The 15,130-nt window shown below is 45.5% G+C and carries 15 protein-coding genes; 11 read left to right on the top strand and 4 right to left on the bottom strand.

The genetic code is table 11. From position 1 onward, the window contains the following. Positions 1 to 33: 33 nt before the first annotated feature. Positions 34 to 498: a chemotaxis protein CheX gene (locus IE163_RS06675; protein WP_189431488.1), complete on the bottom strand. Its 465-nt coding sequence runs from the start codon at positions 496 to 498 to the stop codon at positions 34 to 36. A 103-nt stretch (positions 499 to 601) separates the two neighbouring features. Next, positions 602 to 1,039 (bottom strand): transcriptional repressor, encoded by a 438-nt coding sequence (locus IE163_RS06670; protein WP_189431486.1) that lies wholly within the window; start codon positions 1,037 to 1,039, stop codon positions 602 to 604. Positions 1,040 to 1,233: 194 nt separating this feature from the next. Here IE163_RS06670 and IE163_RS06665 point away from each other — a divergent pair, with 194 nt between their 5' ends. The 7 genes from IE163_RS06665 (at position 1,234) to IE163_RS06635 (ending at position 9,625) form a co-directional block, all read left to right on the top strand. Next, positions 1,234 to 1,464: a DUF2798 domain-containing protein gene (locus IE163_RS06665; RefSeq protein WP_189431485.1), complete on the top strand. Its 231-nt coding sequence runs from the start codon at positions 1,234 to 1,236 to the stop codon at positions 1,462 to 1,464. 22 nt (positions 1,465 to 1,486) lie between these two features. After that, positions 1,487 to 2,473, top strand: a complete 987-nt coding sequence (gene dusA, locus IE163_RS06660; protein ID WP_268248619.1) for a tRNA dihydrouridine(20/20a) synthase DusA — start codon at positions 1,487 to 1,489, stop codon at positions 2,471 to 2,473. Positions 2,474 to 2,888: 415 nt separating this feature from the next. Next, on the top strand, positions 2,889 to 3,323 hold the full coding sequence (locus tag IE163_RS06655) for a copper chaperone PCu(A)C (protein WP_189431483.1): 435 nt from the start codon (positions 2,889 to 2,891) through the stop codon (positions 3,321 to 3,323). Between the two features lie 12 nt (positions 3,324 to 3,335). Beyond that, positions 3,336 to 4,313: a DUF2333 family protein gene (locus IE163_RS06650; RefSeq protein WP_189431481.1), complete on the top strand. Its 978-nt coding sequence runs from the start codon at positions 3,336 to 3,338 to the stop codon at positions 4,311 to 4,313. A gap of 4 nt (positions 4,314 to 4,317) precedes the next feature. Further along, complete coding sequence (locus IE163_RS06645; protein ID WP_189431479.1) at positions 4,318 to 5,067, top strand: TIGR04219 family outer membrane beta-barrel protein; 750 nt, start codon at positions 4,318 to 4,320, stop codon at positions 5,065 to 5,067. A gap of 89 nt (positions 5,068 to 5,156) precedes the next feature. After that, a complete protein-coding gene (locus IE163_RS06640; protein ID WP_189431477.1) occupies positions 5,157 to 7,295 on the top strand; it encodes a response regulator in 2,139 nt (712 codons plus the stop codon). A 98-nt stretch (positions 7,296 to 7,393) separates the two neighbouring features. Further along, complete coding sequence (locus IE163_RS06635) at positions 7,394 to 9,625, top strand: two-component system response regulator (RefSeq protein WP_189431475.1); 2,232 nt, start codon at positions 7,394 to 7,396, stop codon at positions 9,623 to 9,625. Between the two features lie 41 nt (positions 9,626 to 9,666). Here the strand turns inward: IE163_RS06635 and ppa are convergent, their stop codons facing one another. Together ppa and IE163_RS06625 are read right to left on the bottom strand one after the other, a co-directional pair. Continuing rightward, positions 9,667 to 10,194, bottom strand: a complete 528-nt coding sequence (gene ppa / locus IE163_RS06630; RefSeq protein WP_189431473.1) for an inorganic diphosphatase — start codon at positions 10,192 to 10,194, stop codon at positions 9,667 to 9,669. Between the two features lie 78 nt (positions 10,195 to 10,272). Then, on the bottom strand, positions 10,273 to 11,247 hold the full coding sequence (locus tag IE163_RS06625; protein WP_189431471.1) for a class 1 fructose-bisphosphatase: 975 nt from the start codon (positions 11,245 to 11,247) through the stop codon (positions 10,273 to 10,275). Between the two features lie 146 nt (positions 11,248 to 11,393). On the opposite strand from IE163_RS06625, the gene mpl reads away from it, so the two are divergent. The 4 genes from mpl to IE163_RS06605 are packed head-to-tail and all read left to right on the top strand — an operon-like array spanning position 11,394 to position 15,088. Beyond that, the gene (gene mpl / locus IE163_RS06620; RefSeq protein WP_189431469.1) at positions 11,394 to 12,749 is read left to right on the top strand and encodes a UDP-N-acetylmuramate:L-alanyl-gamma-D-glutamyl-meso-diaminopimelate ligase; all 1,356 of its coding nucleotides are present in this window, start codon (positions 11,394 to 11,396) and stop codon (positions 12,747 to 12,749) included. 2 nt (positions 12,750 to 12,751) lie between these two features. After that, positions 12,752 to 13,372, top strand: coding sequence for a flavin prenyltransferase UbiX (locus IE163_RS06615; RefSeq protein WP_189431467.1), 621 nt, complete (start codon positions 12,752 to 12,754; stop codon positions 13,370 to 13,372). Positions 13,373 to 13,394: 22 nt separating this feature from the next. Continuing rightward, positions 13,395 to 14,321, top strand: a complete 927-nt coding sequence (locus IE163_RS06610) for an ABC transporter ATP-binding protein (protein ID WP_189431465.1) — start codon at positions 13,395 to 13,397, stop codon at positions 14,319 to 14,321. Next, entirely contained in the window at positions 14,318 to 15,088 is a 771-nt protein-coding gene (locus IE163_RS06605) for an ABC transporter permease (RefSeq protein ID WP_189431463.1), read from the top strand. Before IE163_RS06610 ends, IE163_RS06605 begins: the two co-directional genes overlap by 4 nt. The last annotated feature ends 42 nt before the right edge of the window (positions 15,089 to 15,130 follow it).

Below are 15,130 nucleotides of genomic sequence, written 5' to 3'. Positions count from 1 at the left end.
CTAGGTGCCGCCAGATTTTTCCTAGGTATAGCCTTACTTGTCAAAGCTTACTTCAATATGCACTTTGCCAAAGTCTGAAGTAAACGGCATTAAAATTGTTGGGCCTTCACATTTATGCGTAATAGTATGACTTTTGCCTGAAACAATAATGGGTGTTGCCATGGTAAAGTCGTAACCTTTTTCGCCCAAAATGCGTTTAGCACCACCAGTGACCATATTCGTAATTTCACCCACCATGTCAGTTACATCGGGGTTTATTTTAGTTGGCCGTTCGCCCAGCATGCGAAACATGATTTCCAGAGCCAGAGACTCGTCGAAGCTTACTGAAAACGACCCTTTCATGGTGGGCCCTACCATACCGATAAGGCCGGAAACATCGCCTTGAGCGACCTCATCTTTTTTAATTCGTGGCTGACCAGGTACAATCTTGGTATTGGCCATAGTTGATAACACGTTGACAAGTGACGATAAAAAAGGATTTATATATTCAACATTCATTTAAAATGCCTATGGGTTTTAAATTCAGCGATTCTCGGGACAATATTAGATAAGCCTAGAAGTTTTTTGTTGCTAATACAAGAGACATCAGCATTTATGTCGCTTAATTTCCAATGCAATTCCGGCACTTGCCTCTGGCTTCGATAGTTTGATGGTGGATATGAAACCCCAGTGCTGCTGCCTGTTTACTAAATTCGGTATGCAGCGCAGTAGAGTGCAACTCGGTTACATTGCCGCAGGCATCACAAATTAATAACTGTGCCGGATGATGCTTTTCAAAATGATGACATAACATAAACGCATTGCTAGATTCTATTTTATGAATAAAACCTTGTTCCGTCAGAAACTCTAACGCGCGATAGATGGTTGCCGGCTTGGCCGCAGGCTCGGTTTGCTTGAGTTGCTCCAGCAAATCATAAGCACCCTGACCACCTTGGTTTTCTGCCATCAACCGGAACACTTTTTCCCGGATAGCCGTAAAGCGCGCGCCATTTTGTTCACAAATAGCCCTTGCCCGTGACACTAAACTTTCAGTTGACATATATACTCTCCAGCCACTTCTGAAAGCAGTGTACCATATTGCCCAAGCTTCGCCATGTCTGCCTATGCATTAACACCGGGCACGAATTAGCGCACTGATAGAACAAGCGCTGATTTCTAAGTTAGTCTGGGGTATAATAGCCGCTGAAAACGCCGCCAGTGGCGAAAACTCCCGCTCACGATCAGGTTGCAGTAATGCCAAAATTTCCAGCTAAAGCAGCAGGGCTGATAATGCCTTTGCTTCTGTCTATTTTAATGACGTTTATCGTTTCTTTTGTCAGTACGCTAAAAGGTCTGGGTATAGAAGGCTTTACGCTAATTGGTTGGCTTTCTGCCTGGGCATTATCCTGGCTGATTGCTTTTCCTACCTTGTTAATGGTGTTGCCCTTAGTCAAAAAGTTAACTGCCTATTTAGTGCATTCCTGAACACAGATTTGAGAGAAATTGTTTGAAGACGAAAATTCTGCCACAACGCTTTTCCGTAGCCCCGATGCTCGACTGGACTGATCGGCATTGCCGTTATTTTCATCGTTTAATGTCCAAGCGGGCGGTGCTGTATACCGAGATGGTTACGACGGGTGCGATTATTCACGGTAAAGGCGATTATCTGGCATTTAATACCGAGGAACACCCGGTAGTTTTGCAGCTTGGCGGCTCTCATCCGGCAGAAATGGCGCATTGCGCTAAATTAGCGGAACAGCGTGGTTATGATGCTATTAACATCAATGTAGGTTGTCCGTCTGATCGCGTACAAAACGGCATGTTTGGTGCTTGCTTAATGGCCAATCCGCATTTGGTGGCCGATTGCGTAAAAGCAATGCAGGACGCGACCGATATTCCTGTTAGTGTTAAAACCCGTATTGGTATAGATGATTCGGACGAGTACTATTTTTTACAAGACTTTATCGCCACGGTTGCTGATGCAGGTTGCCAGCAATTTGTGGTACACGCCCGAAAAGCCTGGTTAAAAGGCTTGAGTCCCAAAGAAAATAGGGAGATACCGCCGCTTAATTATCAACGGGTGCATCAGTTAAAGCAGGATTTTCCTGCACTAGATATTAGTATCAATGGCGGTATCAAAACGCTGGTTGAGGCTGCCGAGCAGTTACAACAGCTGGACGGCGTGATGATTGGCCGGGAAGCTTATGCTAATCCTTATTTACTTAGTCAGGTTGATAGTCTGTTGTACGGTGACGCACCGCAAACCCTTACTGAACATGAGGTAGTCCGGCAGATGATTCCCTATATAGAGCGGCAAATGCAAGAAGGTGCCCGGTTCTGGCATATAGCACGGCATATGCTGGGACTGTTTCAGGGGCAGCCAGGTGCGAGGCAATGGCGAAGATTGCTGAGTGAACAAGGCCATCTGAGCAGTGCGACACCTGCTTTATTGCTGCAGGCATTGAGTAAAGTCCCAGAAGTCGCCGCAGAATAGTGTGACCAAGAAGTGGTGAATTTCACCACTTTTTTAGTTTTAGAACCAAGCGCACAACAAAAGTCTTGCCGTGAAAGTGATATTAATCATTTAAATCAATTGCTTGCACTTGCCTTCATTGCTGGCACAACACTTGAAATAGCCCCGAAGTATCTGTCAACTGAGATAAATATTAAGGGAATATCATTATGCCAAACCTTTTTGACACCACACTTATCATGATTTATCTGTTGCCGCTGTTGGGATTGCTCTTGGGCATATTGCCAGCGTTCTTCGTTTGGCATTTTAGTAAGCTAAAGCGTAGCAGAGTGAGGCAAAAAGCGCTTGCAGAACAAGTTAACAATGGATTTACGCTGTTGCTATAATTTATTTGGTGTAAGATAGTAAGGATAAATAATGACAGAGGATGTGGAAAATGCGTTATTTTCTAATACTATGCAGTCTTATTCTTTGCTGGACGCCCGCTCTAGCCCAAACTGATTTACTGCAGCTGCAACAGGGGGAAATTAGAGTACCCATGCCAGGGCGTGATGTTACCGCCGGTTATTTTACACTGCACAATGGTAGTGCTGCTGCCGTTGAATTAGTTGCTGCCAGCAGTCCTGCATTCAAGCGTATTGAACTACACCAGCATGTTACACATGAAGGCATGATGAGAATGGTTGAAGTCGCTGCCATCGAAGTGGATGCCGGTGCTACGTTAGTCTTTCAGCCAGGCGGGTTACATTTAATGCTCTTTGAACCACAGCAACAGCTGGTTGCAGGTGATGAAATTAGCGTTATGTTAGATTTCGCGGATGGTAAGCAGCTTGCTATCACTTTGCCTTTAACAGCAATGCCTCGTCGCTAGGAGTTCGCTATCATGAATAAATCTACTATGGGTACCTTTGCGGCAATAGCTTTGGTGTTACTACTTTGGTTAGTAAGCTGGTGGGTAAGTCGTGAACCGGGCATTATGGTACAAGAGATTCAACAAAGCGCCCAGCAGCAAAATGCGCAACAGGTAGTGGGATATACTACGACTACCGCCTTAATACGTGTTACAGAAACCCTGCTTGATAAGCCAGGTGGCTATTTATCTAACGATATACTACCACCTTTTAGTTTATTGGATAATATGCCGGCCTGGGAGTTTGGGGTACTGGAAATGTCTCGCGACCTAGCTTTAGCCTTTCGCAAAGATTTTAGCCGTTCGCAATCACAATCAGCGGAGAATGCGTTCTTAAGAATTGCGCAGCCGCAGTTAAATATTGATCACCGTAGTTGGGTGTTGCCAAGTGCTGAATCCGAATACCGCAAAGCGATTGGGCAACTCTACTTATACCGCGCGGCGCTGGTTGATCCAAAACAAGCTGATAGTCAATTTTATGCCCGTGCAGATAATTTACGTGACTGGCTTAAAAATGTTGAAAAGCGCCTAGGGAGCTATTCGCAGCGGCTTAGTGCCAGTGTTGGGCAAGAGCGCTTTAACACCGATTTAGCCGGCGATGCTGCTGCTCGTCAGTCTACTACGGCACCTGATAAGCGCATTGTTAAAACCAGTTGGTGGAAACTGGATGATGAATTTTATGAAGCTCGCGGGGCAACCTGGGCTTTATTGCATTACCTAAAAGCAATAGAAGTCGATTTTGCTGATGTGTTACAGCGGCGCAATGCTATGGTCAGTTTGCAACAGATTATTCGTGAACTGGAGGCGACACAGCAGCCGTTGTGGAGCCCGATGGTATTAAATGGCAGTGGTTTCGGTATGTTGGCTAATCATAGCCTGGTGATGGCGAACTATATTTCACGAGCGAATGCTGCGTTAATCGATTTATCAGAACTTTTAACCCAAGGATAAAATAATGAAGTGTTTTTTTTGCGCCTTAGCTATCGCCTCTATGGGATTCAGTGCTCAGGCGCAGGCAGATTCAGTACTGGGCGTTTATGCCGGCGTGGATTTCTGGCAGAGCAATATCAGTGGTCGTTTTGCCAACAACGAGCCGATGCAGGCGTTCGAATTTAGAGATCGCTCACAGCAAACCTATTATGTGGCGTTAGAGCATTTTTTACCGATAGTTCCAAACATCAGAATCCAGTACGCTTCTTTACAAGCTCGGGGGGCAGCAATATTAGGCGATAATTTCAATTATGCAGGCGTCTCATTTAGCGCGGGTAATCACATTACCAGTTCGTTAATGCTGCGTAACGCAGATTATACTCTTTACTATGAGCTGTTTGACAATCCATTGTTATCCGTTGATTTGGGTTTAAACGCAAAACATGTAAAGGGTGATATTACTGCTACCAGTGCGGAATCAGCAGGGACAGAGCAACTGAATCAGTGGATCCCTATGGTGTATCTAGATTCCAAGGTCAGTATTTTGGCAACCGGCTTAGATATTTTTGTTTCTGGTAGCGTTGGTGCTGTTAAAGATGGCAATGTATATGATGCTCAAGCCGGTGTGGCTTACCAGTTAATCGACAATATGGTCGTTGATGCCCGTTTAAAACTGGGTTTTAGAGCACTAGATTTGAGAGTAGAGGGTTTGGATAATCTCTACGCCGATCTGACCTTTAAAGGCGTTTTTGCAGGTATAGAGTTGCATTTTTAGGTGGGAAAGCTTGCCTCTGCAGTGGGCTTGAGACATTCTGTACTAAGTCATATAGTGAGTTAGTTTAACAAACAGGGATGATAAGCAAGTTGGCGCATCTTTTTCGTTATTTTCTGTTGGTTTATTTTCTGGGGAGCGGCATTTTGCTGCTGGTGTTGTATGGTGTGCAGCAGTACCAAGCAGAGCAACGAATGCAAGCGCAGCTGCAGCAGTATGCAGATTTATTGAGAGTGAGTTTACGTCCTTTTTTAGCGAGTAGTTCTGCTGACCAACTAAGCAACCAGCTGCTGGAATTACAGTACAGTGCATTATTGCCCATAACCGCCATAGGCATTTATCTCCCCGGTGGCGAGCCTCTGGCCAGTGCGGGTTTGAGTCATACACTACCCACTCATTTGTCACCAAACTTAGTTAAAAACTATCAATTGCAGTTGTTCGGCACGCGAGAGGCGGCTGTTTTACCCTTGTTTAGCCAATCTAATGCAGTAGAGCATGTTATGCCTTTCCAGAGTTCTGGCGGTTACTTAGTCATAGTGCCAGATGTTCTAGCAGACAGATGGCAGTTTTTACCTACTACCGCTACTGCGTGGTTGATTTATACTCTGTTATTTCTCATTACTGGCTGGTATGCCCACCGCTGGTTGCGACAACGTCAGATCTGGTTAGCGAGCTTATTCGATCACTCTGACGTTAGGCTGAGCACTCAAAGTACAACGGAAAATATCAAAAAACTGCCGGCAGAATTGCAAGTTATACATTGGCACTTCACCAAGTTGACGGATCAACTTGTCACTCATCAGGAATTACAACAACACCTAACTGCAGAGTTACAAAAGCTCGAGCAAATTCACCTCAAGATGTCTGAACAACAGCATCATACTGAGCAACAGTTGCAGTCTTTACAAAAGAATATCAACCAGTGGCTGACGCACACTCAGCTTATCTGGCATCGGCAAGAGCAATTATCACACCCCGTGTTTTTTGCACTAATGCGCCTACAACTGTTATATGGGCTTTATCAATTTAATCCACCACAGCTGACCCGCTCTTCAATGCAGTTAAGCGACTGGTTGGCGAGCGAGATCCCGCAGCTAAATCATTTGCTACCTCAGGGGGTAAGTATTGATTGGTTAGAAGGACAAGACAATAATAGCGTTGCCATCATGCTAGATGGCGCATTAGTTGAAGCCATATTACAGGCGCTGATTCTGCTGGCGCTTCGCTCAGATAACCTAACACGTCTCTCAATACGTCTGCGAATATTAAGAAAAACTAACTCGCAACTGGAAATTCACCTAAAGTGTGATGGTCATGGGCTAGCAGTGGACTTGAATGAGCAACTGAAATCTGGGCAAATGCCCCATAGGCAATGGAGTGACATCGATCTGGCTATATTGCAGCGTTTCGCACATGAGTTAGCTGCAGACTTAAAAGTACAATCTTTAGAAGGATTGGGACTGAGTATTGTGCTGAATATTCCAGTGCAAACATCAGAACTTCCTTTTGTTACAAAAATAGGCCATATTCTATTGTTCGATGAGGATACTGAGCGTTTGCATGAACGGGTTACGATGCTAAGAGCGTTGGCCATTCAGGTGACTTACTGTAAAAATCGTAGTGATATGCTGCAGATATTAAGTAAAACCACGCCTGATTTATTGCTATTAATGCTACCCTCAATAGCGCCAAATGACGATTGGTTAACGCTGATCCGGCAAACGCAGCGGCAGTTAAGCTCGCACGTTTTTGCTTCGGCGAGTCATTTGGCGCAGTGGCAGGCACTAATCTCCTGTAACTCAGCCACTGAATTCTGTATAGCGCTTATTCAAAAACTGTCACAACCGGTTTCACCTTTGCTTGCTTGTAAAAATTTGTTAGTTGTTGACGACAATGAAACTAACCAGGCCTTTATTCGTATTTTACTACAACACAAGGCCGTGAATATTCATTCTGCGCTAACCGGAACTGAAGTGTTGCAGTTGTGTCAGCAGCAGCAGTTTGACCTAATTTTGTTGGACATTAGCTTGCCTGATATCTCGGGGATTGAAGTAGCCCGACAATTAAGAAGATTGCCAACGTATCTAAAAACGCCCATATTGGCTTTTACCGCACATGCACTACCGGCAGAAATTGCTGAATTTAAATTAGCGGGTATGGACGATATTTTATTAAAACCGTTAGATCCTGGTAAGTTTGAGACACTTTTGGCGCGTTACCAGCTATATTAAAACTATAAGAAGTGCAAAATTAATCCTGAATAGCATTCCTTTTTCAACTAATTAGCATGTATATTTATCTGGAAGTTAAGGAAAAGGTCAGCCAATCAATGACACAAAGAGAAGCAGATGAAGGGTTTCTGTTCTTAGCAGATGACGATAGCACCCCGCTAAAGCCTGATACGCAAGCGGGAGTCTGGAACTTACTAATCGTTGATGATGATGAAGAAATCCATACCGTAACCAAATTAGCGCTGAGTGACTTGATTGTGCTGGGGAAGCCACTGCAGTTTCATCATGCCTATTCAGGTAAACAAGCTATTGAGTTTTTAAGTCAGCAACCCGAAACAGCACTTGTGTTACTTGATGTTGTAATGGAAACGGATGATGCTGGTTTGCAAGTCGTCAGGCGGATCCGGGACGAGTTGCATATGGATGAGCTGCGTATTGTGCTTAGAACCGGTCAACCTGGTTATGCTCCAGAAGAGAGTGTGATAAAAGAATACGACATCAATGATTATAAAACGAAAACTGAACTGACCCGCAACAAACTTGTTACTACCATTATTTCTTCTATCCGTTCATACCAGCAAATTAAAACCATCAATCAAAATCGCCGGGGCTTGCAGAAAATTATTAAAGCCGGTGCTAACTTATTGGAACAACATTCTCTACATGAGTTTTCAGAAGGGGTGGTAACGCAAATCTCTTCGCTAATTGGTTTGCATGCGGAAGGTGTGCTTTGTGCGCAAATTGAGGATGATGGTACTGCCAGCGATAAAATCTATGTGCTGGGTGCGGCAGGACACTATGCCCCTTTTATTAAATGCCAGCTGGATCGATTAGACAACGTCCGTATTATTACGCAAATTAACCAATGCTTGTCAGGCAGGCAGCACATTTTTACCGATCAGGATACCGTGCTTTATCTGGGGAATGATAAACATAATGCTGCCGTTTATATCGAAACTAACCGGCCTATCGAAGAGGCAGATAAGCAGCTAATAGAAGTATTCCTTAGTAATATTTCAATTGGCTATGAGAATGTAGCTTTATTCCAACAATTAAAGCATGCCGCCTTTATCGATCCACTCACCAAAACACCTAACCGTAACGAGTTCATTCAGATCTTACAAGACACCCGCCGTTTTGAACCCGATAATATGGTAGCAGTACTGGTTGATGTTGACCATTTCTCTGATGTTAATGACGGTTTAGGCCAGGACGTGGGTAATGAGCTATTAATCGCCATTACCTTACGGCTGATAGCGCATTTTGGAGTGAGTTCTCAGCTTGGCCGTATCGGTGCAGATGTTTTTGCCTTAGTGGGGCCGGAAGATGAACTAACACCAGAGCGCTTGCGAGAGGTATTTGTAACGCCGTTTCAAGCTTTTGAGCATAGTTTGCAGGTAAACGCGACCTTTGGCATTTGTCGGTTACGTGACTCTGCTGAGCAGGGTATGGTGATTATGAAGCACGTCTATATTGCGCTTAACAAAGCCAAGAAGACGTTAGGTGTGCATCATCAATACTATCAACCGGAAATGGAAGAGGAAGTGACCGAACGGCTGACGATGCTCAGAATGCTGAGAGCCGATTTTGCGTTGGACAAATTGCAGCTCTGGTATCAACCTCAGCTCTGTTTAAAAACCAATAGTGTCGTAGGTATGGAAGCGTTGTTGCGCTGGCCTCATCAACCAGGTCAATTTATATCGCCGGCAGTTTTTATTCCGCTGGCTGAATATTCAGGCCTCATTGTTGATATTGGGCTTTGGGTACTGGAGCAGGCCTGTCGGCAGATACAGCAATTGGCAGCGCAAGGCCTTGCAGAGCTACGTATTGCCGTGAATGTGTCTATGCCACAATTTCGTTCAGTGCATTTTGTGCAATCAGTGATTGATACGGTGACGCGTTATCAGGTTAAACCGCATTTACTGGAACTGGAGATCACTGAGTCGGTAGTCATGGATGAACCCAAAATGGTGATCGCTGCGCTGCAAAAATTAAAGAGCTTTGGTATTAAGGTGGCGATTGACGACTTCGGTATTGGCTTTTCTTCTTTAAGCTATTTACAGCAGTTACCCTTAGATCGGATAAAGGTCGATCGTGCTTTCGTCAGCACCGTAACCGAACCCGGTGGTGGGCTTATTGCAGAAACCATAGTGAGTTTAGGGAAACGTATAGGCTTGTCTACTATTGCCGAAGGGGTGGAAACCGCAGAACAGCTCGCAGCTATCCAAAAAATGGGTTGTGATGAAGTTCAAGGGTTTTTATTTGCTAAACCCATGCCAGCAGCAGAACTTAAGCAGTTCCTTCAGAATTATCAAGGTGGGTGTAAATAACAACAGCCGGCGTTAGCCGGCTGTTGTTTGATGCTACGCTGTTATTTCTTAGCGCGCTCAAAGGATGTCATAATTTCTGCTTTGGCAGCAGCCGCATCGCCCCAGCCGGTGATCTTAACCCACTTACCTGGTTCTAGCTCTTTGTAGCGCTCGAAGAAATGCTGGATTTGTTTTTTCAGCAGTTCTGGCACATCGTTAATATCCTGAATATGATCATACAGTTTAGTCAGTTTGCTCACCGGTACTGCGATAACTTTCGCATCTTCGCCAGATTCGTCTTCCATATTTAACACGCCAACCGGACGGCACTTAATGACCGCGCCAGGGACTAATGGATAAGGCGTTGGTACTAAAACGTCTACCGGGTCCCCATCTAACGACAAGGTGTGATTTACAAAGCCATAGTTACATGGGTAGAACATCGGGGTTGCCATAAAACGATCAACCCACACGGTCCCTGTATCCTTATCTACTTCATATTTGATTGGATCGGCATTAGCCGGAATTTCAATAATAACGTTAATTTCATCTGGCAGATTCTTGCCGGCAGCTACATCGCTTAAGCTCATCGCTTGTTCCTCAGGTTAATTAAGTGCCGCTATTATAAAGGCGGCAGTAAAATTGGCTATAAGTTATTAGTCGAACAATTAGGTTGTTTTGTGGTAACCCACACAGGTTTCCACTTCATGTTTTGAACCCAGGATCACCGCAACCCGCTGATGAATGTCGGTGGGAATAATCTCCATAATACGCTCATAGCCAGTAGAGCTGGCACCGCCAGCTTGCTCCACCAAAAAGCTCATGGGGTTTGCTTCGTACATCAGGCGTAATTTATCAGGCTTGCTGGCATCTTTATTATCACGCGGGTAGGCAAAAATACCGCCACGGCATAGTACCCGATGCACATCGCCTACCATGGCAGCTATCCAGCGCATATTATAGTTTTTACCGCGAGGACCTTCTTTACCTTGCAGTAGATCGGCAACATAGCGCTGCATCGCCGGCTGCCAGTAGCGTTGATTAGACATATTAATGGCAAATTCAGCGGTATATTTAGGGATAGTTGCTTGTTCTTCAGTGAGTAAAAATCCGCCGTAAGTTTTATCCAGCGTATAAAGGCGAGTACCTTTACCTGTAGTCAGTGCCAGCATAGTCGAGGGACCATAGAGTACATAACCGGCCGCTAATTGCGCGGTGCCTGCTTGTAAAAACTGGCTGGCATCATCGGCTTCTTTGTTTGCATCGGCCGGCAGAATAGAGAAGATGGTGCCAATCAGACTATTGATGTCAGTATTGGACGAGCCATCTAAGGGATCAAAGGTTACCAGAAAACGGCCGCTTGGGTTACCTGGAACTATAGTATCTTCTTCCTCTGAGCTAATAGCTTTCACCACGCCAGTTTCCAGAATTACCTCTTTCAATAATTCATTAGCAATAACGTCGAGCTTTTTTTGTGTTTCGCCTTGCACGTTTTCGGCTAAGGTTGAGCCTAATACGCCAGCCAGCTCACCCTGACTAACCCGGAAAGCAATTTCCCGGCAGGCGGCCAGTATGGTTTTAAGTAAGGATATAAGATCTGGATCCACGCCATCTTGTTGCAGTACAGGGGAGATGCGACGCATTGTTCTTGGTCCTTTTTATTATCGGGTAAAAAAGTAGCTGTAGTCAGCCTGAGCTATTTTAAAGAATTTCTGCCTAAATTGCAGTTTTCATCGCAGCTTTATCTGCATTTGTTACAATGGCACCCGGTAAAGTAGAGAAGTACATTATGCATATTCATATTTTGGGTATTTGTGGCACCTTTATGGGCGGTATTGCCGCGCTGGCAAAAGCACTTGGATATCAGGTGACGGGGGCGGATCAAAACGTCTATCCGCCGATGAGCACGCAATTGGCTGAGCTGGGAATTAACTTAACCCAGGGCTATGATCCCGCTCAGTTTGAGCCGGCACCTGATCTGGTGATTATTGGCAATGCCTTATCCCGCGGTAATCCGGCGGTAGAGTATGTGCTGGATCGTAATTTGCCTTATACCTCGGGCCCGCAATGGCTGTCAGAGCAATTATTACAGCAACGTTGGGTATTAGCTGTGTCGGGTACCCATGGTAAAACCAGCACAGCCAGTATGTTAGCCTGGATCCTGGATTATGCTGGTCTTAACCCCGGTTTTTTAATTGGCGGAGTGCCGCAAAACTTTAATTGTTCGGCACGCTTGGGGGATTCGCCGTTTTTTGTGATTGAAGCGGATGAGTACGATACTGCCTTTTTTGATAAACGCTCTAAATTTGTACATTATCGGCCTCGTACCTTAGTGATTAATAATCTGGAATATGATCATGCTGATATCTTCCCAGACTTAGCCGCTATTCAACGGCAGTTTCATCATTTACTGCGTACTGTACCGGCCACCGGTCTAGTACTTTCACCTGAGGGCGTGCCAGCGGTAGCGCAAACGCTAGCACAGGGCTGCTGGAGTGAACGTGAAGCCTATGGTACGGATTGGCAAGCAAAGCTGCTGATGGCAGATGGGCGGCACTTTCAGGTGTTTTGGCAACAACAGCCCGTTGGTGAAGTGCAATGGCAGCTAAGTGGCCAGCATAATGTGGATAATGCCATGATGGCGATAGCCGCCGCACGGCATGCAGGGGTACCGGTTAACGTCAGTATTGAGGCGTTAGCAGAGTTTGTGGCACCAAAACGTCGGATGGAGTTAAAGGGCGCTCCGGCGAATATTGCAGTTTACGATGATTTTGCGCATCATCCCACCGCCATTGAGACCACCTTAAAAGGTTTAAGAGCGAAAGTGGGCCAGGGGCGGATCTTAGCCGTATTGGAACCACGCTCTAACACCATGCGTCTGGGTGTGCATCAAGCCGCTCTGCCGCAAGCGCTGCTAAGTGCTGACGAGGTGTTATTATTTGAACCCCGGAATGCGGGTTGGTCAATGGTTGACTTGGTAGCCAGGCTTAGCCAGCCGGCCAGCGTCAGTTATGAGATCGACGAATTACTGACAAAGTTGCTGGCCATGGCCCAACCGGGTGACAGTATTGTGATTATGAGCAATGGCGCCTTTGGTGGTATTCACACCAAGTTGGTGACGGCCCTAACTGAAAAATGGACCTGATAATGTCTGAACCCCGTGCAGAGATAACCCTAGCCTTTACCGGTGCCTCCGGCGCGCCTTATGGCTGGCGCTTATTAGAACTGTTACTTGCCCAACAAATTAAAGTGCATTTACTGATTTCCAGTGCCGCTCGGGTGGTGTTTGCCACTGAGCATGATATTAAGCTCGCTGGTGCGCCCGATAAATGTACCGAACAGTTGCTGGCACATTTTCAATGCTCGCCAGCCTTACTCAGCGTTTATGGTAAAGATGATTGGTTCTCTCCGGTTGCTTCGGGTTCAGCTGCACCCAAAAAAATGGTCGTGTGCCCTTGCTCTACCGGTACACTATCGGCAATAGCGCAGGGCGCCAGTGACAATTTGATCGAACGGGCCGCAGATGTAGTGCTAAAAGAAGGAGGGAAACTGATTTTAGTGGTGCGCGAGAGCCCGCTCAGTGCCATCCACCTGGAAAATATGCTGAAATTATCGCGCTTAGGTGTGTGTATAATGCCGGCTGCCCCTGGTTTTTATCATCAACCGACACAATTAAGTGATCTGGTCGATTTTATGGTGGCCCGTATTCTTGACCAGCTTGGCTTGTCACAACAATTAGTGGCCCGCTGGGGTTACGGCGGCCAATAAGCCATTTTTCAGGAGTTTTGATTTGAGTATTGCACTGGATATTGCTGGGTTGCATAAAGTGTATCGCAGCGGCACTGTGGCGCTGGCCGGTATTGATTTACAAGTAACGCAGGGCGATTTTTTTGCCTTGCTCGGTCCCAACGGTGCCGGGAAAAGTACCACCATTGGTGTGATAAGCTCACTGGTAAACAAGACGCAAGGTAAGGTGCAGGTTTTTGGTCATAACATCGATACCGATCTTGAGGCAGCAAAAAGTCAGCTGGGGCTGGTACCGCAGGAGTTTAACTTTAACCAGTTTGAAACCTTACTGCAAATCGTGGTAAATCAAGCGGGCTATTATGGTGTACCTAAAGCGGTTGCGTTGCAACGTGCTGAAAAGTACCTGAGCCAACTTGGTTTGTGGGAAAAGCGTAACGCCAGAGCGCGCGAGCTATCTGGCGGCATGAAACGCCGTTTAATGATTGCCCGGGCCTTAATGCATGAACCGAAGTTATTGATCTTAGACGAACCCACCGCTGGGGTCGATATAGAACTGCGACGCTCGATGTGGGAGTTTTTACGCACCATCAATCAGCAGGGCGTGACCATTATTCTTACCACCCATTATCTGGAAGAAGCAGAGATGCTCTGCCGCAATATTGCCATTATTGATAAGGGTTTAATTATCGAAAATACCAGTATGAAAGCTTTGTTGGCCAAACTGGGTAAAGAAACCTTTATTCTGGATCTGGATAGCTTGCCAGCAGCATTACAGTTGGACGGCTTTCCGTGGCGAGTGTTAGAAGGGCAAAGTATCGAAGTGGATGTAGAAAAAGCCCAAGGACTCAACCCCATTTTTAGTCAGTTAACGGCGCAGCAGATTAAAGTGCTTTCTATGCGCAATAAAGCCAACCGGCTAGAAGAGTTGTTCGTTAATTTGGTTGAACATGGCCGGGGGGCATCAGCATGAATAGCCGGTACCTGATTGCCTTTAAAAGTATTCTGGACAAAGAAATTACCCGTTTTATGCGAATTTGGGTGCAAACTTTAGTACCACCGGCTATCACGATGACGTTGTATTTTGTGATCTTTGGTAGCCTTATTGGTTCACGTATTGGCGATATGAACGGCTTTAGCTATATGGAGTTTATTGTACCGGGCTTAATTATGATGTCGGTCATTACTAACTCCTATGCCAATGTCGCATCTTCGTTTTTTAGTGCCAAATTTCAGCGTAATGTTGAAGAGCTGCTGGTCGCACCGGTGCCCAACTATATTATTGTACTGGGTTATGTCGGTGGCGGTATGGCACGCGGTATGCTGGTTGGCTTAATTGTGACCATACTGTCGTTATTTTTTGTCACCATTCAAATCCATAATTTAGCCATTATTGTGCTGACAGTCGTGCTAACCTCGATGTTATTTTCTTTAGGTGGCTTAATTAACGCTGTCTATGCCAAAACCTTTGATGACATCAGCATTATCCCGACTTTTGTGTTAACGCCGCTTACCTACTTAGGTGGGGTGTTTTACTCATTAACATTGTTGCCGGGTTTTTGGCAGCAAGTTGCCGCACTAAACCCAATAGTATATATGGTTAATGCCTTTCGCTATGGGTTCCTTGGCTATACTGATGTAAGCTTATGGTTAGCGTTGGCCGTGGTAATAAGTTTTATAGTGGTATTATTCAGTTATGCAATGTATCTGATCAACAAGGGTATAGGCTTGCGTAGCTAGGTTATTGCCCTGGCTATCAAATAAAGTCCCGGTACAGGGATA

Origin of the sequence: Alishewanella longhuensis, from assembly GCF_014653435.1 — a bacterium.
In the GTDB taxonomy this organism is placed as follows: domain Bacteria; phylum Pseudomonadota; class Gammaproteobacteria; order Enterobacterales; family Alteromonadaceae; genus Alishewanella; species Alishewanella longhuensis.
The sequence above is the reverse complement of the archived record's forward strand: the minus strand, read 5'-3'. Positions and strand labels throughout refer to the sequence as shown.